Source organism: Haloarchaeobius sp. HME9146 (assembly GCF_025399835.1).
GTDB lineage: Archaea > Halobacteriota > Halobacteria > Halobacteriales > Natrialbaceae > Haloarchaeobius.
In genome coordinates, this window is record NZ_JAODVR010000001.1 from 2,229,975 (window position 1) to 2,256,306 (window position 26,332).

General features: G+C 66.5%; 29 protein-coding genes and 1 tRNA gene. 24 read left to right on the forward strand and 6 right to left on the reverse strand.

The annotated features are described in order from the left end of the window. The first annotated feature begins 85 nt into the window (after positions 1 to 85). From N6C22_RS11515 to N6C22_RS11585, 15 genes are all read left to right on the forward strand, one after another. The gene (locus tag N6C22_RS11515) at positions 86 to 601 is read left to right on the forward strand and encodes a 30S ribosomal protein S13 (protein ID WP_261651254.1); all 516 of its coding nucleotides are present in this window, start codon (positions 86 to 88) and stop codon (positions 599 to 601) included. Continuing rightward, the gene (locus N6C22_RS11520; protein WP_261651255.1) at positions 601 to 1,122 is read left to right on the forward strand and encodes a 30S ribosomal protein S4; all 522 of its coding nucleotides are present in this window, start codon (positions 601 to 603) and stop codon (positions 1,120 to 1,122) included. Before N6C22_RS11515 ends, N6C22_RS11520 begins: the two co-directional genes overlap by 1 nt. Beyond that, on the forward strand, positions 1,123 to 1,515 hold the full coding sequence (locus N6C22_RS11525; protein WP_261651256.1) for a 30S ribosomal protein S11: 393 nt from the start codon (positions 1,123 to 1,125) through the stop codon (positions 1,513 to 1,515). A 3-nt stretch (positions 1,516 to 1,518) separates the two neighbouring features. Further along, the gene (locus tag N6C22_RS11530) at positions 1,519 to 2,265 is read left to right on the forward strand and encodes a DNA-directed RNA polymerase subunit D (RefSeq protein ID WP_261651257.1); all 747 of its coding nucleotides are present in this window, start codon (positions 1,519 to 1,521) and stop codon (positions 2,263 to 2,265) included. A 173-nt stretch (positions 2,266 to 2,438) separates the two neighbouring features. After that, positions 2,439 to 2,523, forward strand: a tRNA-Leu gene (locus N6C22_RS11535). 17 nt (positions 2,524 to 2,540) lie between these two features. Next, positions 2,541 to 2,906 (forward strand): 50S ribosomal protein L18e, encoded by a 366-nt coding sequence (locus N6C22_RS11540; protein ID WP_369684440.1) that lies wholly within the window; start codon positions 2,541 to 2,543, stop codon positions 2,904 to 2,906. Next, the gene (locus tag N6C22_RS11545; RefSeq protein ID WP_261651259.1) at positions 2,903 to 3,343 is read left to right on the forward strand and encodes a 50S ribosomal protein L13; all 441 of its coding nucleotides are present in this window, start codon (positions 2,903 to 2,905) and stop codon (positions 3,341 to 3,343) included. Before N6C22_RS11540 ends, N6C22_RS11545 begins: the two co-directional genes overlap by 4 nt. Beyond that, positions 3,337 to 3,732: a 30S ribosomal protein S9 gene (locus tag N6C22_RS11550; protein ID WP_261651260.1), complete on the forward strand. Its 396-nt coding sequence runs from the start codon at positions 3,337 to 3,339 to the stop codon at positions 3,730 to 3,732. The genes N6C22_RS11545 and N6C22_RS11550 overlap by 7 nt, the downstream gene beginning before the upstream one ends. 12 nt (positions 3,733 to 3,744) lie before the next feature. Then, a complete protein-coding gene (locus N6C22_RS11555) occupies positions 3,745 to 3,939 on the forward strand; it encodes a DNA-directed RNA polymerase subunit N (RefSeq protein WP_261651261.1) in 195 nt (64 codons plus the stop codon). After that, entirely contained in the window at positions 3,939 to 4,124 is a 186-nt protein-coding gene (locus N6C22_RS11560; RefSeq protein WP_261651262.1) for a DNA-directed RNA polymerase subunit K, read from the forward strand. The genes N6C22_RS11555 and N6C22_RS11560 overlap by 1 nt, the downstream gene beginning before the upstream one ends. Next, positions 4,121 to 5,326, forward strand: coding sequence for a phosphopyruvate hydratase (gene eno, locus N6C22_RS11565; protein WP_261651263.1), 1,206 nt, complete (start codon positions 4,121 to 4,123; stop codon positions 5,324 to 5,326). The genes N6C22_RS11560 and eno overlap by 4 nt, the downstream gene beginning before the upstream one ends. Continuing rightward, positions 5,323 to 6,099 carry a 30S ribosomal protein S2 gene (gene rpsB, locus N6C22_RS11570; RefSeq protein ID WP_261651264.1) on the forward strand — a complete coding sequence of 259 codons (777 nt, stop codon included), beginning with the start codon at positions 5,323 to 5,325 and terminating at the stop codon, positions 6,097 to 6,099. Before eno ends, rpsB begins: the two co-directional genes overlap by 4 nt. 142 nt (positions 6,100 to 6,241) lie before the next feature. After that, positions 6,242 to 7,084, forward strand: a complete 843-nt coding sequence (locus N6C22_RS11575; protein ID WP_261651265.1) for a hypothetical protein — start codon at positions 6,242 to 6,244, stop codon at positions 7,082 to 7,084. A gap of 65 nt (positions 7,085 to 7,149) precedes the next feature. Beyond that, on the forward strand, positions 7,150 to 8,151 hold the full coding sequence (gene mvk / locus N6C22_RS11580) for a mevalonate kinase (protein ID WP_261651266.1): 1,002 nt from the start codon (positions 7,150 to 7,152) through the stop codon (positions 8,149 to 8,151). Continuing rightward, complete coding sequence (locus tag N6C22_RS11585) at positions 8,148 to 8,882, forward strand: isopentenyl phosphate kinase (RefSeq protein WP_261651267.1); 735 nt, start codon at positions 8,148 to 8,150, stop codon at positions 8,880 to 8,882. The genes mvk and N6C22_RS11585 overlap by 4 nt, the downstream gene beginning before the upstream one ends. On the opposite strand, the gene N6C22_RS11590 is transcribed toward N6C22_RS11585, so the two are convergent. From N6C22_RS11590 to N6C22_RS11600, 3 genes are all read right to left on the reverse strand, one after another. Beyond that, positions 8,883 to 9,572 (reverse strand): CAP domain-containing protein, encoded by a 690-nt coding sequence (locus tag N6C22_RS11590; RefSeq protein WP_261651268.1) that lies wholly within the window; start codon positions 9,570 to 9,572, stop codon positions 8,883 to 8,885. 126 nt (positions 9,573 to 9,698) lie between these two features. After that, positions 9,699 to 10,349, reverse strand: a complete 651-nt coding sequence (locus N6C22_RS11595; protein ID WP_261651269.1) for a CAP domain-containing protein — start codon at positions 10,347 to 10,349, stop codon at positions 9,699 to 9,701. Positions 10,350 to 10,402: 53 nt separating this feature from the next. Beyond that, a complete protein-coding gene (locus tag N6C22_RS11600) occupies positions 10,403 to 10,666 on the reverse strand; it encodes an AN1-type zinc finger domain-containing protein (RefSeq protein ID WP_261651270.1) in 264 nt (87 codons plus the stop codon). Positions 10,667 to 11,006: 340 nt separating this feature from the next. Between N6C22_RS11600 and N6C22_RS11605 the strand changes: the two genes are divergently transcribed. The 4 genes from N6C22_RS11605 to N6C22_RS11620 all read left to right on the forward strand — a co-directional run bounded on the left by N6C22_RS11605 (position 11,007) and on the right by N6C22_RS11620 (position 15,946). After that, positions 11,007 to 12,359 (forward strand): ribonuclease J, encoded by a 1,353-nt coding sequence (locus tag N6C22_RS11605; RefSeq protein ID WP_261651271.1) that lies wholly within the window; start codon positions 11,007 to 11,009, stop codon positions 12,357 to 12,359. Beyond that, positions 12,359 to 13,408 carry a geranylfarnesyl diphosphate synthase gene (locus N6C22_RS11610; RefSeq protein ID WP_261652555.1) on the forward strand — a complete coding sequence of 350 codons (1,050 nt, stop codon included), beginning with the start codon at positions 12,359 to 12,361 and terminating at the stop codon, positions 13,406 to 13,408. Before N6C22_RS11605 ends, N6C22_RS11610 begins: the two co-directional genes overlap by 1 nt. Positions 13,409 to 13,522: 114 nt before the next feature. Next, a complete protein-coding gene (locus N6C22_RS11615) occupies positions 13,523 to 14,011 on the forward strand; it encodes a hypothetical protein (protein WP_261651272.1) in 489 nt (162 codons plus the stop codon). Positions 14,012 to 14,227: 216 nt separating this feature from the next. After that, positions 14,228 to 15,946, forward strand: coding sequence for a glutamate--tRNA ligase (locus N6C22_RS11620; RefSeq protein ID WP_261651273.1), 1,719 nt, complete (start codon positions 14,228 to 14,230; stop codon positions 15,944 to 15,946). Positions 15,947 to 15,955: 9 nt separating this feature from the next. On the opposite strand, the gene N6C22_RS11625 is transcribed toward N6C22_RS11620, so the two are convergent. The 3 genes from N6C22_RS11625 to N6C22_RS11635 form a co-directional block, all read right to left on the reverse strand. Continuing rightward, a complete protein-coding gene (locus N6C22_RS11625; protein WP_261651274.1) occupies positions 15,956 to 18,337 on the reverse strand; it encodes a PAS domain S-box protein in 2,382 nt (793 codons plus the stop codon). A 192-nt stretch (positions 18,338 to 18,529) separates the two neighbouring features. Then, positions 18,530 to 20,593: a hypothetical protein gene (locus tag N6C22_RS11630; protein ID WP_261651275.1), complete on the reverse strand. Its 2,064-nt coding sequence runs from the start codon at positions 20,591 to 20,593 to the stop codon at positions 18,530 to 18,532. A gap of 87 nt (positions 20,594 to 20,680) precedes the next feature. Next, positions 20,681 to 21,181 (reverse strand): DUF456 domain-containing protein, encoded by a 501-nt coding sequence (locus N6C22_RS11635; RefSeq protein WP_261651276.1) that lies wholly within the window; start codon positions 21,179 to 21,181, stop codon positions 20,681 to 20,683. 228 nt (positions 21,182 to 21,409) lie between these two features. Between N6C22_RS11635 and N6C22_RS11640 the strand changes: the two genes are divergently transcribed. The 5 genes from N6C22_RS11640 to N6C22_RS11660 are packed head-to-tail and all read left to right on the forward strand — an operon-like array spanning position 21,410 to position 26,313. Continuing rightward, positions 21,410 to 21,739, forward strand: coding sequence for a ferredoxin family protein (locus tag N6C22_RS11640; protein ID WP_261651277.1), 330 nt, complete (start codon positions 21,410 to 21,412; stop codon positions 21,737 to 21,739). A 12-nt stretch (positions 21,740 to 21,751) separates the two neighbouring features. Then, positions 21,752 to 22,606 carry an electron transfer flavoprotein subunit beta/FixA family protein gene (locus N6C22_RS11645; RefSeq protein WP_261652556.1) on the forward strand — a complete coding sequence of 285 codons (855 nt, stop codon included), beginning with the start codon at positions 21,752 to 21,754 and terminating at the stop codon, positions 22,604 to 22,606. A 2-nt stretch (positions 22,607 to 22,608) separates the two neighbouring features. Continuing rightward, a complete protein-coding gene (locus N6C22_RS11650; protein ID WP_261651278.1) occupies positions 22,609 to 24,288 on the forward strand; it encodes an electron transfer flavoprotein subunit alpha/FixB family protein in 1,680 nt (559 codons plus the stop codon). Continuing rightward, a complete protein-coding gene (locus N6C22_RS11655) occupies positions 24,281 to 25,948 on the forward strand; it encodes an FAD-dependent monooxygenase (protein ID WP_261651279.1) in 1,668 nt (555 codons plus the stop codon). The genes N6C22_RS11650 and N6C22_RS11655 overlap by 8 nt, the downstream gene beginning before the upstream one ends. Next, the gene (locus tag N6C22_RS11660) at positions 25,945 to 26,313 is read left to right on the forward strand and encodes a hypothetical protein (protein ID WP_261651280.1); all 369 of its coding nucleotides are present in this window, start codon (positions 25,945 to 25,947) and stop codon (positions 26,311 to 26,313) included. The genes N6C22_RS11655 and N6C22_RS11660 overlap by 4 nt, the downstream gene beginning before the upstream one ends. Positions 26,314 to 26,332 lie beyond the last annotated feature (19 nt).

Sequence of the window (26,332 nt, forward strand, 5' to 3'; positions counted from 1 at the left end):
GGACCTTTCACACCGGCAATTGGGCACGGTGTGAGTCTTCCAACCAGACCGGAAGTGCATCGAGCACTTCCTCCACATATCACACATGAGTGCAGAAGAACCACAGGGCGAACAAGAGGACGAGGACCTTCGGTACTTCGTCCGCATCGGGCAGACAGACCTCGATGGGACGAAGACGGTCGAACGTTCGCTCATCGAGATGAACGGCATCGGCCGACGGACGGCACGAATCGTCGCCGAGGAAGCCGGCGTGGACCGTAAGGCCACGTTCGGTCTCCTCGACGAGGACGAGATCGACGCCGTCGTCGAAACCGTCGAGAACTACGCCGACCAGGTTCCCGAATGGCTCACCAACCGCCAGAAGGAGTTCTACAGCGGCGAGACCAACCACGAGGTCGGCAACGACCTCAACATGGCTCGTCGTCACGACATCAACCGGATGAAGATGATCGACTCCTACAAGGGCGTCCGTCACAAGAAGGGACAGAAGGTGCGCGGTCAGCGCACGAAGTCCACCGGACGTACGGAAGGGACCATCGGCGTCAACGTCGAAGAGATCCGCGAAGAACAGGCCGCTGAAGAAGCGGAGGGTGACGAATAATGGCACTCGGAAGCAACACCAAGCTCTACGAGACGCCGAACCACCCCTTCCAGGGCGAGCGTATCAGCGAGGAACACAGCCTCGTCGACCGCTACGGCCTGAAGAACAAGGAGGAGCTCTGGCGAGCACAGTCCGAACTGCGCGACTACCGCCGCGAGGCGCGAAAGCTGCTCGGACAGTCCCAGTCGCTCGAGGAGGCAGAGGAGAACGCAGTCGACTTCCTCAACCGCCTCAAGCGCATCGGCATTCTCAGCGAGGAGGACCAGCTGGACGCCGTCCTCGCACTCGAGATCTCGGACATCCTCGAGCGCCGGCTCCAGACTGTCGCCTACCGCAAGGGTCTCGCGAACACGACCCAGCAGGCGCGACAGTTCATCGTCCACGGGCACATCACCGTCGACGGCGCTCGCGTGAGCGTCCCCTCGTACACGGTCGACGTGTCCGAGGAGGATTCCATCGCCTTCGACGAGAACAGTCCGCTCGCAGACGAACTTCACCCCGAACGTGCGGAGGGTCAATAAATGGCAGAAGAAGCTAACGACAAGTGGGGAGTCGCCCACGTCCACGCATCGTTCAACAACACCGTCATGACCGTGACAGACCTCACGGGTGCGGAGACCATCGCGAAGTCCTCCGGCGGGACTGCTGTCAAGCAGAACCGTGACGAGGCGTCGCCCTATGCGGCGATGCAGATGGTCGAGTCCATCGCGGACGAGATCCGCGCAGCTGGCATCGAAGGCCTGCACGTCCGCGTGCGTGGCCCCGGTGGCAACCTGCAGAAGTCCCCCGGACCGGGTGCGCAGGCAGCGATTCGCGCACTCGCTCGCGAGGACTTCGAGATCGGCCGTATCGAGGACGTCACGCCGATCCCGCACGACGGCTCCCGAGCACCCAAAGGAAAAGGCGGGTTCTAAGCCATGGACGAGGACTACGAGGTCGAGTTCGTCGAACGCGGAGAACGCAAGGCACTGTTCCTGGTGCGTGGCGTTACGCCCGCGTTCGCCAACGGTATCCGTCGCGCGATGATCGCGGACGTGCCGACGCTGTCGATAGACGAGGTCCGTGTCATCGAGAACTCCTCGGTGATGTTCGACGAACAGATCGCACACCGGCTCGGGCTGATTCCGCTGACCACGCCGGAAGGCGAGTTCGACGAGGACGACGTCATCACCCTCTCCATCGACGTTGAGGGACCGGCGACGGCGTACTCGGGCGACCTGGTCAGCGCAGACGGGATGGTCCAACCGGCGGACCAGAACGTCCCTATCATCGACCTGAAGGACGACCAGCGGCTGGAACTCGAAGCCGACGCGGTCCTCGACACGGGTAAGGAACACGCCAAACACCAGGGCGGCGTCTCGGTCGGCTACCGACACCTCCAGCATGTGGAGGTCGTCGGCGACGCGGCCGAGTTCGAGGAGGAAGAGCCGAACATCATCCGCGGTGTCGTCGAGATCGACGGCGAGCTCGTCAACACCGCAGAGTTCGACAACGACCTCACCAAGAAGTTCCCCGGCAAGGAGCTGGAAGTCACCGACGTCGAGAAGGCATTCGTCTTCCACGTCGAGACGGACGGGTCCATGACGGTCGAGGAACTCGTTACCCGCGCCACCGACTCGATCGAGGCACGGGCGACGGAACTGCAGGACGCAGTAACGCTATAATAGACACGTGACCCTTTCCAACCACACCCTGACGGACGCAGACCCCGCACTCAGCGCTGGCTCCGGCCAGCGCGGAGTGGCGAGCGAAGTCGCTCGCGTCGGGCGAACGCGGTCGATAATCGAAAGTGGTTTGAAGGGGGGCACGGAACAAGGTAGTACCCGCAAGGGTGCGAGCAGGGATAGCCAAGTCTGGCCAACGGCGCAGCGTTCAGGGCGCTGTCCCATAGGGGTCCGCAGGTTCAAATCCTGCTCCCTGCATCACTTCTCTCACAACTATCAGGAGGAAAGCAATGAGTAAGACGAATCCGAGGCTCGGCAGTCTCATCGCCGAGCTGAAGTCGGTGTCTCGTACAGAAGACGCTGACGTCTGGAGCGACGTCGCAGATCGACTCGAGAAACCACGGCGGACACACGCCGAGGTCAATCTTGGTCGAATCGAGCGCTACGCACGCGAAGACGAGACGGTCATCGTCCCGGGGAAGGTCCTCGGGTCCGGTGCCCTACAGAAGTCCGTGACGGTTGCGGCCGTCGACTTCTCCTCGTCCGCGAAGACCAAAATCGAACAGGTCGGCGAAACGCTCGATTTAGAACAGGCAATCGAACAGAACCCCGAGGGTTCGAACGTCCGGGTGATCCGATGAGTCTCGCAGAATTCGACGCAGACGTCGTCGTGGACGCCCGTGACTGCATCATGGGTCGCGTCGCGTCCCAGGTCGCAGAGCGCGCACTCGACGGCGAGACGGTCGCCGTCGTCAACGCGGAACAGGCCGTCATCACCGGCTCGAAGGACGACATCATGTCGGTCTACGAGAAGCGGGTGGAGGTCGGCTCCGACCAGGGACCGTACTACCCCAAGCGGCCGGACCGCATCTTCAAGCGGTCCATCCGCGGGATGCTCCCGTACAAGCAGTCCTACGGCCGCGAGGCGTTCGAAGGCGTCCGCGTGTACGTCGGCAACCCGTACGAGGACCAGGACGCAGAGATCCTCGACGGTACGTCGCTGGACCGACTGTCGAACATCAAGTTCGTCCAGCTGGGCGAAATCTCGGAGAAACTGGGTGCTAACGTCACATGGTAACCAACACGTCCGGAAAGAAGAAGACGGCAATCGCCCGCGCGACCGTCAAGGACGGCAAGGGTCGCGTTCGAATCAACTCCAAGCCGGTCGAACTCGTCGACCCGGAGATCTCGCGACTGAAGATGCTGGAGCCGTTCCGCATCGTCGACGATGTCCGTGACGACATCGACGTCGACGTTCGCGTCTCCGGTGGTGGCATCAGCGGACAGGCAGACGCCGTCCGCACCGCCATCGCGCGTGGTATCGTCCAGCACACTGGCGACGCCGAACTCCGCGACGCGTACATGGAGTTCGACCGTTCGCTGCTCGTCAACGACGTGCGCCAGTCCGAACCCAAGAAGTGGGGCGGCCCCGGCGCTCGTGCCCGCTACCAGAAGTCCTACCGCTAAGGTGATCAAACCATGATGGTACCAGTCCGGTGTTTCACGTGCGGCAACGTCGTCGGTGAGCACTGGGAGGAGTTCAAAGCGCGAACGCGCGAAGGCGAGGAAGACCCGAAAGAGGTGCTCGACGAGCTGGGCGTGGACCGGTACTGCTGCCGGCGCATGCTCGTCTCGCACAAGGACCTGGTCGACATCGTCTCCCCCTACCAGTGATGCCACGACAACGTTACAATCGGTACGAGAAGGCTCGCATCCTCGGCGCTCGAGCGCTGCAGGTGTCGTACGGGGCACCAGTCCTCATCGATACCGACCAGACGGAACCGATCCTCATCGCTGCCGAGGAGTACGACGCGAACGTGCTACCCTTTACGGTCAAGCGCGGTGATGACGACACATGACACTCATCACGGATATCCGACTCCGACGCGTACTGGATTCGCGCGGTAACCCGACCGTCGAGGCGGACGTACTGACGGAGAGCGGTGGGTTCGGCCGTGCTGCTGCACCCTCGGGTGCCAGCACCGGCGAGTACGAGGCCATCGAGCTCCCGCCGGGCGAAGCCATCGCGAAGGCCCGCGAACACGCGGTTCCGCGTCTCGTCAACTCGGCGTACGCCGGAAACCAGCGCGAGGTCGACGCGGCACTGCACGCCGCAGACGGCACCGACGACTTCTCGGAGATCGGTGCGAACAGCGCGGTCGCCATCTCGATGGCAGCCGCGAAAGCCGGCGCAGACATGCTCGGTGCACCGCTGTACCAGCATCTCGGCGGCGCGTTCCGTGGCGAGAACTTCCCGATTCCGCTCGGGAACGTCGTGGGTGGTGGCGAGCACGCTGCCGACGCGACGCACATCCAGGAGTTCCTCTCCGCACCCGTCGGCGCGCCGAGCGTGTCCGACGCGGTGTTCGCCAACGCGGCCGTCCACGGCAAGGTTGCAGACATCCTCGACGAGCGCGACGAGCCCTGCGGCAAGGGCGACGAAGGTGCCTGGGCACCGTCCATCGACGATGCCGAGGCGTTCGAGATCGTCGAGCAGGCGACCGACGAGGTCGCAGACGAGTTCGGCTTCGAGATCGGCTTCGGCCTCGACATGGCCGGTGCCGAGCTGTACGACGCCGACGAGGAGGTCTACCGCTACGGTGACGACGAGAAGACGACGGCCGAGCAGGTCGACTACGTCGCAGAGCTCGTCGAGGAGTACGACCTCGTCTACGTCGAGGACCCGCTCGACGAGAACGACTACGAGGCATTCGCCGACCTGACCGACCGCGTCGGCGACCAGACGCTCATCTGCGGGGACGACCTGTTCGTAACGAACACGGCGCGTCTCCAGGACGGCATCGACCAGGGCGCGGCCAACAGCATCCTCATCAAGCCGAACCAGATCGGGACGCTGACGGACGCGTTCGACGCCGTCGAACTCGCCACCCGTAACGGGTACGACTCGGTCATCTCCCATCGGTCGGGCGAGACCGAGGACACGACCATCGCACACCTCGCCGTGGCGACCGACGCCCCGTTCATCAAGACGGGCGCGGTCGGTGGCGAGCGAACCGCAAAGCTCAACGAACTCATCCGAATCGCAGACGACGCACTATGACAGAGCAAGAGCAAGAACAGGAAGGGCTCGACGCCTCCGACGTCGACGTGGACCCCGAACCCGCCGAGGGTGCCGGTCCCGCGGCCGAGGCAGAGGACGCAGAGCCCGTCGACGCAGAGGACGCCGAGGCCGCCGCGGCCGAGGCTGAAGAAGCAGAGCCGACACTCGACGAGGACGTCATGTCCGACGAGGAGGCCGACCTCCTCATCCCGGTCGAGGACTACCTCGGCGCTGGTGTCCACATCGGTACCCAGCAGAAGACCAAGGACATGGAACGGTTCATCCACCGTGTCCGCACGGACGGGCTGTACGTGCTCGACGTGGGCAAGACGGACTCGCGGGTCCGCACGGCCGCGGACTTCCTGGCGAACTACGCGCCCGAGCAGATCCTCGTGACGAGCTCGCGCCAGTACGGTCGCTTCCCGGCGAAGAAGTTCGCCGACGCCATCGGGGCACGCGCCCGTACCGGCCGGTTCATCCCGGGCACGCTGACGAACCCGAAGTACGACGGCTACATCGAGCCGGACGTCGTGGTCGTCACCGACCCCATCGGTGACAGCCAGGCCGTCAAGGAGGCCATCACGGTCGGCATCCCGGTCATCGCGATGTGTGACTCGAACAACCAGACCAGCAACGTCGACCTCGTCATCCCGACGAACAACAAGGGTCGCAAGGCCCTGTCGGTCGTCTACTGGCTGCTGGCCAACGAGACGCTCGACCGCCGCGGTGCCGAGCCGAGCTACTCGCTCGACGACTTCGAGAGCGGGATTTAAACGGCTTTTCGAGGTTCGCGTTTCGTTTTCACCGACTCCTGCTCCCCAGTGGCGACGCCGTCCGGACGGTACTGGCCTGGGGGCGGGCCTATGCAGGTTAGGTCAGGGGTCGATACGGGTGGCGCTCCTCTGGTCGGGTAGTATGCCAACCGGCAGTCTCTCGCGGGCGGTCGCGGTGTTCTCGGTCGTACTTCTGGTCCTCTCGGTCGTGCCGGCGGGTGGTGCGGCGATGGCAACCGCATCGAACCTCCACGGCGGGCAGATCTCGCCCGGGACCGTCGACGACGACACGACGGTCCGCCACGAGGTGTCGTACCGGGTGGACGACCTGAGCGCGGACGGTGACACCGACGTGTTCTACGTGCGGTTCCCGGACGGCGTAGCGCTCGCGCCGGAGAACGTTCAGGTCGTGAACCGGGAGACGGGTGAGACGGTCGCGGTGTCTTCCAGTCCGACCGTCGTCGACGGAACCGACGGCGACGGCGTCCGGGACACGATACGGTTCGCGGTGAGCCCGGACGGCCAGGGGAGCGTCGACGTGGCGGTGAACCTGACGACGCTGGTTCGCTGGCCGGACGTTCAGGGAGACAGTGACGCGCTCGTGCTCGGGTCGGTCATCGACAGCAGTGGGAGCAACGTCCCGCCGAGTCGAATCGGGTCCGTGCTGGTGCGAGATACCGGCGGCAGTTCGACGACCACCACCACGGGCACCACGACGACGCAGCGGACCAGTGCGACGACACAGACCACGACGACGCAGCGAACCAGTGCGACGACGCAGACCACCACGGCGCAGACCACGACAGCGGCCGGAACGACCACGGAGGCCACGACGGCGGTGCCGACAACCGATGCCGGTGACGACGGTGGCGGTGGGACACTGCCGGACCAGGAGGGAATCGAGGGGACACCCGGGCTCGGCCTCGAGGTCGGGGGACTCGCCGTGTTGCTCGTGACGCTGGCGCTTCACCGCCGGCAGCGCTGACACCGCCTCGACCGGTCCCACGTCGATTCGACAACACTCTTTGTCACGGCCGGGCGAGAACGGGTATGCACACGGCAAGCGCTCCCGGCAAGGTCTACCTGTTCGGGGAGCACGCCGTCGTCTACGGCGAACCGGCGATTCCCTGCGCCGTGGAACGTCGGGCGACGGTGACGGTGGAGGAACGGTCGGACGGGCGACTCCGGGTCGACGCACAGGACCTGCATATCGAGGGGTTCACCGTCGAGTACGGCGAGACGGGGCCGGCGGTCGACGCGCCCAAGGCCGTCCTCGAGGCGGCGACGGAGTACGTCGACGGGGCCATCGCGCAGGTGCGGGACGCTGCGGACGCGCCCGGCGCTGGTTTCGACGTGACCATCGAGAGCGACATCCCGCTCGGTGCGGGGCTCGGCTCCTCGGCGGCCGTGGTCGTCGCCAGTATCGCGGCGGCGACGAGCGAACTCGGCGTCGAGCTGGACCCGCGCGAGGTCGCCGAGCGGGCGTACCAGGTCGAACTCAACGTCCAGGACGGGCAAGCCTCGCGGGCGGACACGTTCTGCTCGGCGATGGGTGGCGCAGTGAGAGTGGAAGGTGATGACTGCCGGACCATCGACGCCCCGGACCTGCCGTTCGTCATCGGATTCGACGGCGGGAGCGGCGACACCGGGAAGCTGGTCGCGGGCGTTCGCGAACTGCGCGAGCAGTACGACTTCGCCGCGGACACGGTGGCCGCAATCGGGGACGTGGTCCGCGAGGGCGAGACGCTGCTCGCCGAAAGCCAGGGTGGGGCGACCGTGGACGACGACGTGCTCACCGAACTCGGCCAGCTGATGAACTTCGACCACGGGCTGCTGGAGGCGCTCGGGGTCTCCTCGCGCTCGCTCGACGACATGGTGTGGACCGCCCGCGAGGCCGGGGCGCACGGGGCGAAGCTCACCGGAGCGGGTGGTGGCGGGTGCATCGTCGCGCTTGACCGCTCCGATGGCACGGAGACCGCACTCTCGTACGAGGCGGCCTGCCAGGAGGTCTTCCGGGCCGAACTCGCCCACGAGGGGGTGCGTCTCGAATGAGTGGCCCCACAGTGCTCAAGCTCGGCGGGTCGGTCATCACCGACAAGGACCGCGCCGAGACGGTCGACGGGCGGGCGCTGGACCGGGCGGCCGACGCGGTTGCGGGCCACGACGACATCGTGCTGGTCCACGGCGGCGGTTCCTTCGGCCATCACAACGCGAAGGAGTACGGCGTGAGCACCACCGACGGGACCCACGAGGTCGATGGCGTCCTCGACATCCACAACGCGATGAAGGCCCTGAACGGGCTGGTCCTCCGGCGGCTCCACGAGCGGGACGTGCCAGCCGTACCGGTCCACCCGTTCTCGGCGGCCAGCCGCGACGAATCGGGCGAATTGACCCTGCCCGCCCAGCAGATTCAGACCATGCTCGACGAGGGGTTCGTCCCGGTGCTCCACGGCGACGTCATCGCCCACGCTGGTGAGGGTGTGACGGTTCTTTCGGGGGACGAGATCGTCACGTCGCTCGCGGAATCCCTGGACGCCTCGCGGGTCGGGCTCTGTTCGACCGTGCCGGGTGTCCTGGACGCCGACGACGCCGTGATTCCCCGCATCGAGGCCTACGACGACGTGGCCGACGTGCTGGGCGGTGCAGAGACGACCGACGTCTCGGGCGGGATGGCCGGGAAGGTCCAGACCCTGCTGGCGCTCGGGATGCCCGCGTCTATCTTCGGGCTCGACGCGCTCGCTTCCTTCCTCGCGGGCGAGTCGCCCGGGACGACCATCGCGTAGTTAGCAGAAGTTCTGGGTGACGTAGACGGTCGTCATCCCGTCTTCTTCGACGACTGCCACGCCGATTCCTTCGTTCTGCCAGTAGTCCTGCAGGATGTTCTCCCGGTGGCCGTCGGAGTTCATCCAGCCATCGACGACGCGGTCGGCGAGCGCTGCCTCGGAGTACCCGGTCCCACCGAACTGCGTCTTGTAGATGTTCTCCGCGCCGGTCGCGTAGTAGCCGTCGCCCCGGTCGACGCGGCAGTCGTAGCCGAACCGGTCGTAGCGGTCGCCCATCGTCTCGCCGTCGGGGGCGGTGTGGGCGAAGTAGCCCTCACGGCTCATGTCGCGGCTGTGATAGCGAGCGATCTCTCGGAGGCCAGGCTGGTGGGTCAGCGGGGACAGCCCGCGGTCGGTTCGTCGGTCGTTGACCGCCTGGTGCACGAGGCGCTCGAGTTCGCCAGCGTCGACGCCGGACTCACCGGAGGTTGTGGTCTGGGTGGGTGTCGGGGCGGGGGTCGTCGTTGCCGTCGTCGTCTGGGTCGGCGGGCTGGTAGCGGTTGGAGTGCTGGTCGGTGCGTCGGTCGCGGGCTCGGCCGGTCGGTCGGGCGCGAGGTCGACGTACCCGGCGGCTTGGCCGCCGGCGACGACGATCAGGACGAGGACGAGCGAGAGGCCCAGATACCGACGGGGTGTGCTGGAGGGAGCCATCACCGGCCCGTGTCTCTACACGGCTAAAAGTCCGGTTATCCTGTCCGTGAACGGTTCAAAAGCCTGAATTTCGAAACCAGTGTCACCTCGGACCGAATCCCATCGTGTGACGCGGTCGCCGCCGGTTCAACAGAAGTTCTGGGTGACGTACACGTGGGTCCGCCCGTCCTCCTCCTTGACCCACACACCGATTCCCTCCTGCTCCCAGTACGGCCGGAGGAGGTTCTCGCGGTGGCTCGGCGACTCCATCCAGCCGGTGACGGTTCGCTCTGCTATCTCGGCCTCGGTGTAGGAGGTACCGCCGAAGCTGGTGTAGTAGATGTTCTCCCCGCCTTTCGTGTACGTCAGCGTCCCGGTGCTGATGTAGCAGTCGTAGCCGAACAGGCCGTAGCGGTCGCTGAGCGTCTCGCCCTCGGGCGAGGCGTGTGCGAAGTAGTCATCGCGGGCCATGTCGCGGCTGTGGTACCGGGCGACCACCGCGAGGTCCGGGTCGAAATCGACCCGCGAGAGCCCCTGCGCCTGGCGCTCTTCGTTGACCGCCTCGTGGACGAGTCGCTCGAGCAACGAGGGGGAGAGCGCTCTCGCCTCGGCATCCGGCTGGGACGTTCCCACATCGGGGGTCGTCTGTGGCGCGTCCGCAGCGTCCCGGCTGTCGAGGTCGAAGAAGTCGTCGCGGATCTCACTCGCCTCGGCTCCGAAGTCCACCACGCCACCGACCTGCAGAAGGACCAGTGAAAGGAGGAGAATCGTCAGCAGAGAGCGTGTGGTCCGTCTCATCGTCAGTTCGTATAGTTCCCCTGAGGAGAAAAACCGTCCACCTACGCGGTCTCTCAGCGTCGAAAGCGTCGAAACGGGCCGAGCAAGGAGTCGAGGGCACTCATGATGACGTTCCCGTCGCCGTGGGACCGGTCGGACTGGTTGTACGACTGGCCGATGAAGACCTGCTGGCCGGACTTGCGGTCGGCGACGCGCGCGAGGCCCTGGCAGTCGTGTCGTTCCGGTAATCGGTGTGTGCCACAGTGCAGTTCCTCGCACTCGTTGCACCGGTACGGGAAGCCCTCGGGCTCGGTCCCGCAGTATGCACACTCTCCCATGGCCGTGTCTAGTCCTACCGAGCATTAAGTCTGTGCACGTCCATGATGTGAGGGAAATTCGCACGTTCCGGTGTGGCACGAACCGGCAGTCGCCGCCGATTCTGCCCGTCGGGCGAGACACAACCCACGCGCTTTTAAGCCCGGGGCTTGAAAGAGCGAACAACAGACCCCGCGGGTAAGTGTGGTGGGGGTCACGGCTCACGCCGTCGGTCCTTTCCTGACCGCGTATCTCCACCACATAGCGGGATTCACGCCGACGTGCTGCAAGACGCCGGGGCGAGTGTCCCGACCAGTCGCGGGTCTTTACATACCGAGACGCGGCATTTCGGTGCTACCAACAATGGAAGTCGAAATCGCAACCATCGGCGGCTACGAAGAAGTCGGTCGGCAGATGACTGCCGTCCGCGCGGGCGACGACGTCGTGGTGTTCGACATGGGACTCAACCTGTCCCAGGTCCTCATCCACGACAACGTCGAGACAGAGAAGATGCACAGCCTGGACCTCATCGACATGGGGGCCATCCCGGACGACCGGGTCATGAGCGAACTGGAGGGCGACGTACAGGCCATCGTCCCCACACACGGCCACCTCGACCACATCGGGGCCATCTCGAAGCTGGCGCACCGCTACAACGCGCCGGTCGTCGCGACCCCGTTCACCATCGAGCTCGTCAAACAGCAGATCGAGGGTGAACAGAAGTTCGGCGTCGAGAACGACCTCATCAAGATGGACGCCGGCGAGACGATGTCCATCGGGGACTCCGGTCAGGTCGAACTCGAGTTCGTCAACGTCACACACTCCATCATCGACGCCATCAACCCGGTCCTCCACACGCCCGAGGGCGCGGTCGTCTACGGGCTCGACAAGCGTATGGACCACACGCCGGTCATCGGCGACCCCATCGACATGGACCGCTTCCGCGAGATCGGTCGCGAGGGCGACGGTGTGCTGTGTTACATCGAGGACTGTACCAACGCGAACAAGAAGGGCCGCACGCCCTCCGAGGCCGTCGCACGACGCCACCTCAAGGACGTGTTGTACTCCATGGAGGACTACTCGGGCGGTATCGTCGCCACGACGTTCTCCAGCCACATCGCGCGTGTGAAGTCCCTCGTCGAGTTCGCCCGCGATATCGGCCGCCAGCCGGTGCTGCTCGGGCGCTCGATGGAGAAGTACTCCGGCACGGCGGAACGACTCGGCTTCGTCGACTTCCCGGGCGACCTCGGGATGTTCGGCCACCGCAAGTCCGTCGACCGCACGTTCAAGCGGGTCATGAAGGAGGGCAAGGGCAACTTCCTGCCCATCGTGACGGGCCACCAGGGCGAGCCGCGCGCGATGCTCACCCGGATGGCACGCGGCGAGACGCCGTACCAGCTCGAAGACGGTGACAAGGTCGTCTTCTCCGCCCGCGTCATTCCGGAGCCGACCAACGAGGGCCAGCGCTACCAGGCCGAGAAGCTCCTGGGCATGCAGGGCGCTCGCATCTACGACGACATCCACGTCTCCGGTCACCTGAACAGCGAGGGCCACTACGAGATGCTCGACGCACTCCAGCCCCAGCACATCATCCCGGCACACCAGGACATGAAGGGCTTCTCCGGCTACGTCAACCTCGCAGAGAGCGAGGGGTACAAGCTGGGCCGTGACCTTCACGTGACCCGGAACGGGAACATGATACAGCTGACCGAATGATGACAGACCCCGAGACGCGAGAACAGACCGTGCTCGACGCGGTTGGCGAGCGACGCGAACTCGTCAACCAGGGCATCAAAGACGAGATGCCCATAAAGCGCCCGGAACGCCTCTGGGAAGCCTCGCGCTACCTGCTCGACGCGGGTGGCAAACGGCTCCGACCGACCGTGTTGCTGGTCGTCGGTGAGGCGCTGATGGACGTCGAGCCGCTGTCGACGGATTACCGCGAGTTCCCCTCGCTGGCGGACCAGCCGGTCGACCTCATGGCCGCCGCCGTGAGCGTGGAGGTCATCCAGACGTTCACGCTCATCCACGACGACATCATGGACGACGACGACCTCCGGCGCGGCGTGCCGGCGGTCCACAAGGAGTTCGACCTCGACACCGCCATCCTTGCCGGTGACACCCTGTACTCCTCGGCGTTCGAGATAATGCTCAACGCGAACGCGCCGAGTTCGCAGGTCGTCGCGGCGATGGACACGCTCGCATCGACCTGTACGAAGATCTGCGAGGGCCAGAGCCTCGACGTGGCCTTCGAGGAGCGCTCCGAAGTGCTCCCCGAGGAGTACCTCGAGATGGTCGAGCAGAAGACCGCGGTCCTGTACGCTGCCTCGGCGGCCATCGCCGCCGAACTGCTCTCGGCGGACGACGAGACCGTCGACGCCCTCTACGGCTACGGGCTCGACATCGGGCGCGCCTTCCAGATACAGGACGACGTGCTCGACCTCACCGTCCCGTCCGAGCAACTCGGCAAGCAACGGGGCTCCGACCTCGTCGAGAACAAGCAGACCCTCATCACGGTCCACGCCCGCGAGCAGGGCATCGACGTCGACGGGCTCGTCGACACCGACAGCGTCGAGGACGTGACCGAGGCCGAGATAGACGAGGCCGTCCAGGCACTCGAAGACTCGGGGAGTATCGCGTACGCCAACGACAAGGCGCGCGAACTCGTCGAGCGCGGAAAGGACCGGCTCGAATGCCTGCCGGACAACGAGGCTCGTGACCTGCTGTGTGACATCGCGGACTACCTCATCGAGCGCGGCTACTGACTCGTCTGGGTTCCGTCTCCGACTTTTCGGCACGACTCAGATGCTGAGTCGAGCGCTGAATCGGCGCTCGAAACCGTGCGCGGTTTTAGTGGGTCTCCCTCGCTACCGGTAGGTATGCCACAGGACCACACCAGCACGACGCGGCGACGGCTGCTCGCCGGTGGCGCGGCGGCCGTCTCGTTCGGTCTGGCAGGCTGTCTCGGCGGCGATTCCCAGATCGAACCGGAGCGCCCGAACGACGACGGTGAGGGCAGTCTCGGCGAGTTACGGTGGATACTCGAAGAGCAGTACGCGATGCAGGTGACGAGCATGACGTTCAGCGAGGGCCGGGTCGACCTGGAGTACAGTTCACAGGCGACCTCCCGCGCGGAGTCCCGCGAGGAGATCGGCGCGGTCATCTCGGCGTACGGCCTCATCGTGGCACACGACGGCCCCTCGGAGACGCTGCGGGCGACCATCGGTGACCGGTTCGCCGAGCAGGCGACCTCCTACCAGATCCAGGCATCGTGGGTGAAGCGGTGGCGAAACGGCGACATGTCGGACTCGCTGGTGGCACAGCGGGTGTTCAACACGCGGACCTTCCCGGAGTCCGCGACCCAGTAGAACGAGCGAGGACCGGTGTGTCCGTGGCGACTGCCAGTTGGCGCTGGCGCAACGAGTGTCGTACCATGGCGTATCCCGAGATGGTCGACAGGCAACGACGACGGCGACGATAGTGGCGAACGGCAACGACGACGGCGACGATAGTGGACGTAGGTTCGGCGGCGACGCGGCGAAACATCACGACTGTTTTGACGCCCCTCGGAGTACGTGGGGGTAATGGACGATGCACTCCGCGAGCAGGTCGAAGAGGAGGCAGAGAAACACGCCCTGTTCAACGCCATCAAGCACGAGAGCGAGGCGAACGTCGGGGCGGTCATGGGCCCCCTGATGGGCGACAACCCCGAGTTCCGCCAGCACGGCGACCAGATTCCCGGTATCGTCGGGCAGGTCTGTGGCCGGGTGAACGGCCTCGACCTCGAGGGCAAGCGAGAGCGACTGGGCGAGCTCTCGCCCGAGATGCTCGAGGAACTCGACGCGGAGGACGAGGAGGACGACCGCGTCCTCGGGGACCTTCCGAACGTCGACGAGTACGACCAGGTCCGCATGCGGTGTGCGCCGAACCCGAACGGCCCGTGGCACCTCGGGCACGCCCGGATGCCGGCCGTCATCGGGACGTACAAGGACCTCTACGACGGCTGGTTCTGCGTCCGATTCGACGACACTGACCCTGAGACGAAACGGCCCGACCTCGACGCCTACGAGGGTATCCTCGAGGACGTGGAGTACCTCGGGTTCGAACCCGACGAGGTGTTCAAGGCGAGCGACCGCGTCGAGACCTACTACGACCACGCCCGCGAGCTCATCGAGATGGGCGGGGCGTACACCTGCTCCTGTTCCGGCGAGGACTTCTCCGAGCTGAAGAACAACGGCAAGCCGTGCCCGCACCGCGACAAGGACGCCGAGACGACCATGGCCGAGTTCGAGGACATGGTGGCGGGCGAGTACTCCTCGGGCGAGATGGTCCTGCGCGTGAAGACCGACATCGAGCACAAGAACCCGGCCCTGCGTGACTGGGTTGCCTTCCGGATGATCGACACGCCCCACCCCCGCGAGGTGGCCGAAGACTACCGCTGCTGGCCGATGCTCGACTTCCAGTCCGGCGTCGACGACCATCTGGTCGGTATCACCCACATCATCCGCGGTATCGACCTTCAGGACTCCGCGAAGCGCCAGCGCTTCCTCTACGACTACTTCGACTGGGAGTACCCCGAGGTCGTCCACTGGGGCCACGTCCAGGTCGACGCCTACGACATCAAGATGTCCACGTCGACCATCAAGCAGTACATCGACGAGGGCAAGCTCGACGGCTGGGACGACCCGCGCGCCCCGACCATCAAGAGCCTGCGCCGGCGGGGCATCCGCGGCGACGCCATCGTCGAGTCGATGCTCGAACTCGGCACCTCCACGAGCGACGTGGACCTCGCGATGTCGACAGTGTACTCGAAGAACCGCGACCACATCGACGACACGGCCGACCGCCAGTTCCTCGTGCGTGAGGGGACCGAACTCGCCATCGTCGGCGGCGCGCCCGAGGCCGGCCACCCGCCGGTCCACCCGGACCACGAGGACCGCGGCGACCGCGACATCCCGGTCGGGGGCGCCGTCCTCCTCGAACCCGACGACCTGCCCGAGCGCGAGGAGCGCATCTGGCTGAAGGGCCTGGGCTGCTTCCGCTTCACCCGCGACGCCCTGCAGTACACCGGCGACGACATCGACGCGGTCCGCGAGGAGGGCGTCGACGTCATCCACTGGGTCCCCGCCGAGGACAACGTCCCGGTCGAGCTGTGGACCATGGACGGCGTCGTCTCCGGCCACGCCGAACCCGGGTTCGCCGACCAGCCCGTCGACGCGATGGTGCAGTTCGAGCGCGTCGGCTTCGCCCGTGTCGACGCCCACGAGGAAGACGGCTCTGTCGCGTACTTCGCGCACAAGTAACGGACCTGCTCAACTCTCGCGGAACTCGAACCGCGCCCCGCCGGACTCGCTTTCCGTGATCGACACCGACCAGCCGTGGGCTTCGGCGACCGTCTGGACGATGGAGAGCCCGAAGCCGGTCCCGTCGTCTGCGGTGGTGAACCCGGTCTCGAACACGCCGTCCCGGTCGGATTCGGGGATTCCGGGGCCGTCGTCGGCGACGTAGAAGCCCGCCTGCCCATCCAGCGACCCGACGCTGACGGCGACGGACTCGCCCCCGTGTTCCACACAATTTCGGAACAGGTTCTCGAACAGTTCGAGCAGCCGCGAGGGGTCGCTGTCGACGGTACCGAGGCCGTCGCCGATGGTGAGGGTCGCGTTCCCCGTGTCGGTCGTGGCCCAGGCGCGGTCGACGACCGTCGGCATGTACACTGGTTGCGGGTCGTCGATGTCTCGGCCCTCGCGGGCGAGCGTGAGCACGTCGTCGATTATCTGCTCGATGCGCCGGTGGGCCGTCCTGATGTGGTCGATGCTCTCCTGGGAGCCTGTCTCCTCGAGGAGGTCCAGGTGGCCGGACGCGACCATCAGGGGGTTGCGAAGGTCGTGGCTGACGATGCCGGCGAACTTGTCGAGGCGTTCGTTCTGCCGCCGGAGTTTGCGCTCGCGCTCCTTTCGCTCGGTCACGTCGGCGATGACGGCGACCACGCCGTGTATCTCGCCGGCGGTGTCCGAGACGGGCGCGACCGAGACGCTGGCGTCGATGCGCGAGCCGTCGGCGCGCTGGAGCCGGCGTTCGATGCCCGTGAGCGCCTCACCGCCGAGGACGCGCTCGCGGTCGGCGAGAACCTGTTCCCCTTCGGCAGCCGGCACGATGGGTAATCGGTCGCCGATGACCTCGTCGGCCGCCCAGCCGAACGTCTCCTCGGCGGCCTCGTTCCACACCTCGACCGTGCCATCGCGGGACGTCCCGACGATGGCGAGCGGGGACGCCTCGACCAGCGTCTGGAGCCGGTCGGTAGTCTCGGCGAGGCTCTGTTCGACCGCTTTACGCTCGGAGATGTCCCGGATAACGCCGACCGCGCCGGACTCGCCGCGGTCGAGCGATATCGGGGCGATCCGGGTCTCGCACGGGAGCGCCTCGCCGTTCCGGGTCTCGACGGTGAGTTCGACGACGCCGCCGTCGGGGGTCGCGGTGGACGTACTCGAGAGGGGCGATTCGCCCTCGGGGAGCACTGTCTCGAACGGTTCGCCGACGAGGTCGGCTGGCTCGTACCCCAGTAGCGACGCAAGCGGTTCGTTCACCATCGTGAACCGGTCGTCGCTGTCGAGGACGTACACGCGGTCCCGAACCGACTCGAAGACCGTCTTGTACCGGGTGAGCTGGTGCTCGCGGCGGGTCCGGTCGGTCACGTCCCGGATGACGACGAGTTCGCCGATAGCGCGGCCGTGGTGGTCGGAGAAGGGCGAGGTCTGCAGTTCGAGGAATCGCCGGTCGCCGTCGACGGTGACGGCGTGTTCGTACCACTCGTCCTCGCCGGTCTGCTCGATACGGTCCCATTTCGCGAACAGGTCCTGGATCGGTGTCCCGGTCAGGGAGTCATCTCCAGTGGCGAGGAGTCGCCGGGCCGTCGGATTCGCGTCGCCGATGCAGCCGTCGCGGTCGAGCATCAGTATCCCATCGCCCATGTCCTCGACGATGGCCGTGTGGGCGGTCGGGACGGGGTCGATGAGCCGGAACAGGTAGAGCGAGAGCGCCATCGCGCTGCCGGAGAACACCCAGCCGAACAGGCTCACGTCGACGTTGCCGGCGAACCCGAGCGAGCGTACGACGACCCCTCCCCAGGGGACCAGCGCGGCGATGAGGATGGCGGTCGCCTGTGCCCGGTAGAGGTGTCGCGCCCGGAGGAACAGCTGGACGAACAGCAACGTCGCGGCGAACATCGTGACCGTGATGTAGACGAAGTGGCCGATGAACAGGGGACCGATCTCGACGTTGGCCGAACTCAACGGGCCGACGGCGCTTTCGGCAGGAGCGGTGAAGACCAGCGGCTGGAGCCGTGGAACGAACATGGCGACGGTGAGGACGACCGGTTCGACCGCAAGCAACAACCTGGTCTGTCTGTTTGCCCACTGCTCGCGGCCGGTGTACTGCAGCGCGAAGTATATCCAGGCGGAGCCGGTGACCGCCATCGCGACCATCGCGATCCGCGTCCAGAAGAACTTGGCACCGGGTGTGACGAACGAGATGTCCAAAGCGTAGGCGATGCAGCCGACTCCGACCGCGACGAGGTACAGTGTGAGTGCCCTCGCACCGGGTTCCGACCGCTTCCACCAGGCCAGCACGGCCGCTATGGCCGCCACCCCAGCGGAGACGAACAGCGGAATCGTGTACGGCGTCAGTTCGAATCGCATCTGCTGTCTGGCGAACACCCACCCATCCCCCAGCAGGTTCGCCGGTGCCCAACGCACCGCCTGCTTGACCGTTCAGGGGTCGTTGTGACAGAGTGTGAATCAATCCTAATAGAGATATCGGCTACCGCAAAGGCGCGAACGGTGCGTTCCGTTGACGATTAGTGCCCGGTCACCGAGGCGGTCGCCGGGGCCCTACTCGTCGATGACGATGGTGTCGTGCGCCTTCCCGAGTAGCTCCGAGTGCTCGTGGGCGACCTCGAACACGTCCTCCAGGGTGAGCTGTCGGACGATGTCGAGTTTCGACAGCTCCTCGGCGAACGTTTCGGGGTCGTCCTCCCAGAGTTCGGTGAGCTTCTCGACCGCCTCCCTGGCCTTCTCGAGTTTGTCCTTGTGCTCGGGACTGAGCGCGAGACGGCCCACGATGTCGACGAGGACGCCCAGGATTCCAGCGAGTATCTGCCCGATCGAACCGCTGTCGTTGTCGAACAGCCCGACCTCGAAGTCGACGACCACCTTGCGCCGGGCCGGGTCCGGACAGCGACAGCCTTCGTCGACCTCGGCGACGAGCACGTCGGGCTTGAGCTCGGTTCCGCGCATCATGTCACCGAGTTCCTCGTGACTTATCCACCAGCGTTCGGTGGTCTTCGCCGCCCCACAGGTCATCGTGATGGACACGCGACTCGCGGCGAGCATGTCGCCCCAGCCGCTCTCGTCGCCGTCGGGGTCGTAGCCGTCGGGCCGGGTCGCGTCCGCGTGGATGCTGAGACGTGCGAGCCACACCTTGACGTTGGTCTTCCGGCAGGGGACGCGCTCGCCGGCGGTGACCTGCTCGCCGGGGGCGAACTGCCGGGTCCTGTCGGTGAAGGCGGCGGGGGTACCCGGCCCTGCACCGATACCGTACGCGATTCCCTGGCCGGGGGAGCCTCTGGGGTAGCGGGGTGCGGGGCCGAGGCCGGAATCGTCCGCGGGACGCCAACGTGGTCCGCCGGGGATGTAGCCGCCTTCAGTCGGGGCGGGCTCCCGCGGGTAGCGGTAGGTCTCACCGCGGTCCCGTGGCGATGGCGCGGGGTACCAGCGTGGCCCCTCCTGCGGGGTGCGCGGCGTCCGGGGCACGCGCCCGTACCGGCCACCGGGGCCGTACTCTGGCGGTTCAAACACGCCCGGGTCGCTCTCGGGGTAGTCGGTCCACTCGGGTCTGTGGGGTGGCCGACGGCGCGGCGGCCGTCCCCGAGACGGGGGGCGACGGCCCCGGATGCCGTCACCGAACCGTGGTCCGCCGGGCTCGGACGGCTCGTCGGGGCCCTCGAACTCGTCGGGGGTTCTCGGGGAACCGACGACGCAGGAGGTCTCTGCCTCGTCCGGGCACGGGCCGAGGTCGGTCATCTCGATGCGGAGGTCGACCTCGCCTATCTCGGAGCCCTGGAACACGAGTGGCCGGCGGACGAGCCGGGTCACGTCCGGCCGGAGGGCCGGACTGGCCGACCCGAACCGGCGGGTGGACGGACTCACGGCAGTCGATTCCGACAACGAGAACGCGGCGAGTCCGGCACCGACGCCCGCAGGGACGGACAGGGAAGGGACGGAAGACCCGGTTCTGGCCGGGACCGCCGTGGACCGCCCCCTGCGTCTCAGGCGCGCTCCCCGGGGCGTCCGGTCGACGGCCCGGCGGACGAAGTCGAGGTCGGTCTCGCGGAACTGCGCCTCCAGCTCGCGGGCGACCCGGAGCACCGTCCGGCGGCTGACGGGACGGCCCCGTCGGCGGGGTCCCATCGCACCGACCAGCCCGACAAGCGTACCCTGCCGCCAGACGACCATGTGGGCGTCAGCCGGGGTCGACCCGGTGGCGCTGTCACTGACGGCCATTCCACCGTCTCCGATTTCGAGGAGCGTCACCCCGAGGTCGGCGGCTTCGCCACCCAGTTCCCGCAGGAACGCGACGAGGTCGCGGTCGGTTCGCGGGAGAACGATACCGGCGAGTGCGACGCGTTCGTCCGTACTCCAGACGTGCATCGCGCCGGCCCCGACCGGCGGGGACCGTGGCAGTAGCTGGGTACCGGCCGGGACCGGAATCGCGGCGGGCTCGTCGAACCCGGGGAACTCGGCCGGGAGCAGGTCGAGCATGGCTCGTCCCGCGGTCGATTCGTGGCTCGACGCGGCCGGCGCGGCGGCCAGCAACGGTAGGAGCACCGTCGCCGACCCAGCACGCAAGAGGGCACGTCGAGTGAGATGGCCTCGTGGTGAGTCGGGACTGTTCATGCTAGAAGCTAGTTCGCCAGTGGGCAAGAGCAAAGTCGCGGAATCGCCTGACTGTCCGGGTTTCGGACCTGGGAATCGGCCGACCAGTCAGAGCAAGACGGCGAGGAGGAACCCGACGAGCATCGAGGCCGTCAGGAACACCTGGACGACGATGCTGGCCAGGATGCCGACCGTCGTGTAGGCGGCGGCACGCGCCGCGTGGTTGCGGTCGCCTTTCTGGTAGAGTTCGACCGCGAACACGGTCCCCGCGACGCCGAGGATGATGCCGATGGGACCGACGACGAACAGGAGCACGAAGCCGACGATGCCCGCGAGGGCGGTGGTCGTCCAGGAGGCACCGCTGGCCCGGGTCGAGACCACGTCCGCGAGCTGGTCCGCGGCCACCGCGAACAGCCCGACGAGGACGAGCGTGGCGGCGGCGACGGTCCCCAGCCCGTCGCCGAAGTACCAGTAGCCCGCGACGGCGGCGACCGAGACCAGCGGGCCGGGCAAGGAGGGGACGGCGCTACCGATGACGCCGACGACGAGGAGGACGATGGCGACGAGCAGGGCGACGTCGATGCCGCCGAGCGTGGACGCGATGACCATACCACCACTACTCGGTTCCGTCCCATGGTTCTTTCCGCCGGTGTGCCCGGGTGTTCTGGCATGCCGAGAGAGCGAGCGACCATGATATGTCATGGGGTTGTACAGTACCCGGTACAGGTCGTCCAGAGAGAGAATACTACACTCCACAACAGGGTGGAAAATGCAGGGTGGCGGTGAATTTCACGAACGTAGATTTAAGACAACACCGTCCCATGGCACTAGCTGACAATGGCCATTGACCCAAACTTCGAGGACAACCGCGAGGTAGTCGACGAGCACAGCGGACACGACGTGTGGGGACCTGTCGATGAACCGGAAACCCTGGGAATCCACGGGACCCACGTGGCCGTCGACTTCGACATCTGCCTGGCCGACGGTGCCTGCCTGGAAGACTGCCCGGTCGACGTGTTCGAATGGGTGGACACGCCCGGCCATCCGGAGTCGGAGATCAAGGCCGACCCGGCCAACGAGGCCCAGTGCATCGACTGCATGCTCTGTGTCGACGTCTGCCCGGTCGACGCCATCGACGTGGACGCCGGACGCCAGGGGCGCGCATAATCCAACATGAGCCTGAACATCGCTGTGATGACGAAGGGGGTGCCTGACTTCCGCGAGGGGCAAGTGTCGTTCGACGAGGACGGCCACCTCGAACGGGGGAAGACACCCACTGTGATGAACCCGAACGACAAGTTCGCGCTCCGAGCGGCCCTGCAGACCAAGGTCCGCCACGGCGGGAACGTGACACTGCTATCCATGGGCCCGCCAGGCTACGAGGGCATCCTCGAGGAGGGGATGCGCGACGTGTACGCCGACGACCTCGTCCTGGTGTCCGACCGCGAGTTCGCGGCCGCCGACACCTGGGCGACCTCCATCACGCTCGGGACCGCCATGGAGCACATGGACGAGATGCCGGACATCGTGTTCGCGGGCTTCAAGACCGCGGACGGGGAGACGGGCCACACCGGCCCGCAGACCTGCTGGTGTCTGGACTGGCCCATCGTGACCCACGTGGTCTCGCTCGACATCGACGAGGAGGAAGGCAAGCTCCGCGCGAAGCGACTCGTCGAGGGCGACGTCGACGAGATAGAGACCGTCGAGGCCCCGATGCCGTGTTTCGTCGTGACCGATCCGGACTTCGAACCGAGCTACCGCCGCGCCGAACACCGGCTCCGACTGAAAGACCTGCGCGAGCAGACGACGAAACGCGCTGAGAACTTCAAGGAGCATCTGACGATGTGGAACCACGAGGAGCTGAACCTCGACCCCGACTTCGTCGGGCTGGACGGTTCGCCGACCATCGTCTCCTCGGTCGACCCCATCCCGAAGGCCCCCGCGGAACGCGAGGCCACGATGGTGACACCGGAGGACGAGGAGGGTATGGAAGCGGTCATGGAAGAGCTGACGCCGTTCGTGGCGGGTGATTGACGATGCCTGAACTGGACCCCAACGATTACGACATCTCCGAACTCGGCCCCGCACTGAAAGACATCGAGGACGTCGACGAACTTCGCGAGATTCTCGCCGCCGAGGAGGCGGGCGAGGACCGCGTCGGTGCCAAGAAGCTCATCGAGAGCCGCATCGAGAAGTTCGAAGACGACGGCGAGGAGGTCGATGCGGACGCGCTCGACCCGACCGACATGACGGTCGCCGACATCGGGAACGCGGTGCGCGACATCGACGAGGTCGACCAGCTCGAATCCTTGCTCGAACGCGAGGAGGCGGGCGAGGACCGCTCCAGCGCGAAGAAGCTCATCCAGAAGCGCATCGACGACCTCTCCGAGAGCGACGAGGAAGAGGGCGAGGTCGAAGCCGACCTGCCGCCCGAGGAGAAGTACCCCGAACTGAACCACCCGACCGCGGACAAGCGCCACGTCCGTGCCATCGAGGACGGCACCTACCGCGACATGTGGGTGTACTGTGAGACCCAGCGTGGCGAACTGCTGGACGTCTCCCGGGAGATGCTCGGGAAGGCCCGGCAGCTGATGGACGACTACAACGACGACTACGACGAGGAGGAGCGCGTCGTCGCGGTCCTCATCGGTGACGACGTCGAGCGCCTCGCCGACGAGTGCATCGCGCTCGGGGCGGACGTGGTCGTCTACAAGGAGGACGAGCGCCTGCACCGGTTCCGGCACAAGGCGTTCACCGAGATATTCTGCGACATGGCTCGCTGGGGCGGCGACCCCGGCGTGGGCAATCCCGAGGAGAGCGACTGGCGGGACTACGACGAGCCCCGGTACGTCCTCTTCCCGGCGACGAACAACGGCCGCGACCTCTCCGCGCTGGTGCAGGGCGAACTCGACTCCGGGCTCGCCTCTGACTGTTCCGGCCTGTACATCGAGAGCGCCGAGATATCGAACCCGGTCAAGACCGGCAAGCCGGGGACGACGAAGACGTTCGAGCGCATCCTGCACATGAAGCGCCCGGACTTCTCCGGCTTCGAGTACTCGACCATCCTCTGCATCGACAACCCGCACCGGGACTTCCACCCGCAGGGCGGGTCGGTCATCCCGGGGAGCTTCGAGATTCCGGAGGCCGACGAGGCCCGCGAGGGCGAGGTCATCGAGCGCGACACCGACCTCTCCGACGACTGGTTCCGCGTCGACGTGCAGGAGGCCGACGTGCTCGACAGCGGTGTCGACCTCACCGGCCACGAGGTCATCGTGGCCATGGGCCGCGGTATCGGCGACGACCCGACCCTCGGGATGGAACTGGGCGTCGAACTCGCCGACTGCTTCGACGACGCCGACGTGGGCGTCACCCGTGGTATCGTCACGGGCTCGTACCAGTTCGACGGCCACGTCGAGCAGTACACCCACGAGGAGCGCCAGATCGGTGAGACCGGCCAGATAGTCGAGCCGAAGCTGTACATCGCCGCCGGCATCTCCGGGGCGGTCCAGCACAAGGTCGGCATGGACGAATCGGACACCATCATCGCCATCAACACGGACCCGGACGCCAGAATCCGGGACTTCTCTGATTACTTCATCGAAGGAGACCTGTTCGACGTGCTACCGAGACTCATCGAAGCCGCCAAGACCGGGGAGCTGAGTGCTGCAGTCGCGAACACCGCCGTCGCCGGTGCCGGAGGTGACGACGATGACTGAGCGAGAGCACTACGAGGCGGTCGTGGTCGGGGCCGGTCCCGGCGGGGCCGCCGCCGCTGCCAGGCTGGCCGACCACGGGGTCGAGACCCTGGTACTGGAACGCGGCGTCGACGCCGGCTCGAAGAACGTCTCCGGCGGGCTCATCTACGCCGAGCGCTCCGCGCCGTACACCATCGACGACCTGTTCCCGGGCTTCCGGGAGGAGGCGGCCGAGCGCGAGGTCACCGACTACTACATGGACAACCTCGCCGGGGACAAGGTCAAGACGTACGACCTGACGCCACTGCACGAGAACGATACGCTGTGGTGTGACGCGGTTCTCCGCAGGAAGATGGACTCCTGGCTCGCCGAGCAGGTCCACGAGAAGTGCCGCGAGACCGGTGGCGGCCTGCTGACCGAGGTGAAGGTCAACGGGTTGCTCCGCGAGAACGGCGAGATAATCGGCGTGGAATGCGAGGAACTCGACGACATCGAGGCGGACATCGTCATCGCGGCCGACGGCGTGAACTCTGAACTCGCCCGCGAGGCCGGCCTGATGGACTGGGAGGACCCCGACGAGTACTTCCAGGGCGTGAAGGCGGTCGTCGACCTGCCCGAGGGCCACATCGAGGACACCTTCGACATCGGCGAGGAGGAGGGCGTCGCCCGCCTGTTCTCCGGCGACCTGTTCCAGGGCGTCCGGGGTGGCGGGTTCATGTACACCAACGAGGACACGCTCTCCATCGGGACCGTGTTCCACCTCGACAGCATCGCGAGCGAGCGGGCCGAACCCCAGGAGCTGCTCGACGCCCTGCTCACGCACCCGCACCTCGGGCAGTGGCTGCCCGAGGAGTACGTGGAGCTTGAGTACTCCGCGAAGCTCGTGCCGGACTCGAAGAAGGCGGCGCTGAAGAACCCGCACCGGGACCGCATGCTGGTCGTCGGCGACGCCGCCGGCCAGATGCAGGCCCAGGGGCCCATCATCAAGGGGATGAACCACGCCGTCACCGCCGGGGCGCTCGCCGCCGACGCCTTCGTCACCGCGAAGGGGCGCTCCGGCGTCACGGCCGGACAGCGCTACACCCAGATGCTCGAACGCGAGGGCGTGATGGACAAGCTCCGCCCGACGGCGTACGAGTTGACCCGTCCGGTCACCGAGAACGGGGCGATGGCGAGCGTCATGGAGACGGTCGCGAAGTCGCCCGTCGGCAAGGCCGCGCTGGGCCTCGGAATCACCGAGTCGGTCGTCAAGCGGGCGTTCAACTCGCCCCGGATGATGTCGATACTACCCGACATCCGGCCGGCGTACGTCACCATCCCGACCCTGCTCGCGAAGACGCAGGGCGTCCAGGTCGAGGGTGAGAACCGGATCGAGCCGCCGACGCTGGAGGATCGCATCGGCGACCTGACCTACGACACCGACATCGGGAACCCACACATCGTCCTGAACGACGAGTCGGTCGAGGCCAGCGGCACCGCGGTCACAGCGTGCCCGGTCTCCGCCGAGGGCTTCGGTGGCGGCTGCTACCGGACCGAGACGGTGAAGACGAACGGTTCGGAGGAGGAACTCGTCAGCCTCGACACCCAGCCCTGCGTCGAATGCGGCACCTGTGCCGTGGTCGCGGACACGACGTGGGAGCACCCGAACGGCGGGAAGGGCGTCGAATACAGGCAGGGATGAGTACCACCGTGGCCCGAGGCGTCGCGGCACGCATCGACGAACTCGAAGCCGAGGTCGCCCTCGCCGAGCAGGCGTTCGAGCAGCCCGAGGACCCCGAGGCCAGGGCGAAGCGGTACTGCCGGGAGGGCGTCGGCCCGGTCGTCGTGCTGTACGTCGACTGCCGGACCGGCGGGCCGGACCTGCCGGCCGCACAGTGCAGTCGGCTCGAATCGGTGCTCAATCGCTGGCTCGACCTCTACGGCCGGTGTTACGGGGTCGACCTGGACTGCACGTTCGCGCTGCGGACGGCCGCGGAGATACTCATCGAGACGCACAACGCGGTCGACGTGGCCCAGCTGCTGACGACGGTGCCGGACCGGCACTGACTCCTTGCACCTTTCTACC

Coding starts and splice junctions, on each gene's coding strand:
- N6C22_RS11545 (WP_261651259.1), top strand. CDS start 2,903: ATGAGTCTCGCAGAATTCGACGCAGACGTCGTCGTGGACGCCCGTGAC.
- eno (WP_261651263.1), top strand. CDS start 4,121: ATGACACTCATCACGGATATCCGACTCCGACGCGTACTGGATTCGCGC.
- N6C22_RS11660 (WP_261651280.1), top strand. CDS start 25,945: ATGAGTACCACCGTGGCCCGAGGCGTCGCGGCACGCATCGACGAACTC.
- N6C22_RS11650 (WP_261651278.1), top strand. CDS start 22,609: ATGCCTGAACTGGACCCCAACGATTACGACATCTCCGAACTCGGCCCC.
- N6C22_RS11655 (WP_261651279.1), top strand. CDS start 24,281: ATGACTGAGCGAGAGCACTACGAGGCGGTCGTGGTCGGGGCCGGTCCC.
- N6C22_RS11640 (WP_261651277.1), top strand. CDS start 21,410: ATGGCCATTGACCCAAACTTCGAGGACAACCGCGAGGTAGTCGACGAG.
- N6C22_RS11595 (WP_261651269.1), bottom strand. CDS start 10,349: ATGAGACGGACCACACGCTCTCTGCTGACGATTCTCCTCCTTTCACTG.
- N6C22_RS11605 (WP_261651271.1), top strand. CDS start 11,007: ATGGAAGTCGAAATCGCAACCATCGGCGGCTACGAAGAAGTCGGTCGG.
- N6C22_RS11525 (WP_261651256.1), top strand. CDS start 1,123: ATGGCAGAAGAAGCTAACGACAAGTGGGGAGTCGCCCACGTCCACGCA.
- N6C22_RS11630 (WP_261651275.1), bottom strand. CDS start 20,593: ATGAACAGTCCCGACTCACCACGAGGCCATCTCACTCGACGTGCCCTC.
- N6C22_RS11590 (WP_261651268.1), bottom strand. CDS start 9,572: ATGGCTCCCTCCAGCACACCCCGTCGGTATCTGGGCCTCTCGCTCGTC.
- N6C22_RS11560 (WP_261651262.1), top strand. CDS start 3,939: ATGCCACGACAACGTTACAATCGGTACGAGAAGGCTCGCATCCTCGGC.
- N6C22_RS11600 (WP_261651270.1), bottom strand. CDS start 10,666: ATGGGAGAGTGTGCATACTGCGGGACCGAGCCCGAGGGCTTCCCGTAC.
- N6C22_RS11615 (WP_261651272.1), top strand. CDS start 13,523: ATGCCACAGGACCACACCAGCACGACGCGGCGACGGCTGCTCGCCGGT.
- N6C22_RS11620 (WP_261651273.1), top strand. CDS start 14,228: ATGGACGATGCACTCCGCGAGCAGGTCGAAGAGGAGGCAGAGAAACAC.
- rpsB (WP_261651264.1), top strand. CDS start 5,323: ATGACAGAGCAAGAGCAAGAACAGGAAGGGCTCGACGCCTCCGACGTC.
- N6C22_RS11585 (WP_261651267.1), top strand. CDS start 8,148: ATGAGTGGCCCCACAGTGCTCAAGCTCGGCGGGTCGGTCATCACCGAC.
- N6C22_RS11520 (WP_261651255.1), top strand. CDS start 601: ATGGCACTCGGAAGCAACACCAAGCTCTACGAGACGCCGAACCACCCC.
- N6C22_RS11515 (WP_261651254.1), top strand. CDS start 86: ATGAGTGCAGAAGAACCACAGGGCGAACAAGAGGACGAGGACCTTCGG.
- N6C22_RS11530 (WP_261651257.1), top strand. CDS start 1,519: ATGGACGAGGACTACGAGGTCGAGTTCGTCGAACGCGGAGAACGCAAG.
- N6C22_RS11610 (WP_261652555.1), top strand. CDS start 12,359: ATGACAGACCCCGAGACGCGAGAACAGACCGTGCTCGACGCGGTTGGC.
- N6C22_RS11550 (WP_261651260.1), top strand. CDS start 3,337: ATGGTAACCAACACGTCCGGAAAGAAGAAGACGGCAATCGCCCGCGCG.
- N6C22_RS11635 (WP_261651276.1), bottom strand. CDS start 21,181: ATGGTCATCGCGTCCACGCTCGGCGGCATCGACGTCGCCCTGCTCGTC.
- mvk (WP_261651266.1), top strand. CDS start 7,150: ATGCACACGGCAAGCGCTCCCGGCAAGGTCTACCTGTTCGGGGAGCAC.
- N6C22_RS11575 (WP_261651265.1), top strand. CDS start 6,242: ATGCCAACCGGCAGTCTCTCGCGGGCGGTCGCGGTGTTCTCGGTCGTA.
- N6C22_RS11625 (WP_261651274.1), bottom strand. CDS start 18,337: ATGCGATTCGAACTGACGCCGTACACGATTCCGCTGTTCGTCTCCGCT.
- N6C22_RS11555 (WP_261651261.1), top strand. CDS start 3,745: ATGATGGTACCAGTCCGGTGTTTCACGTGCGGCAACGTCGTCGGTGAG.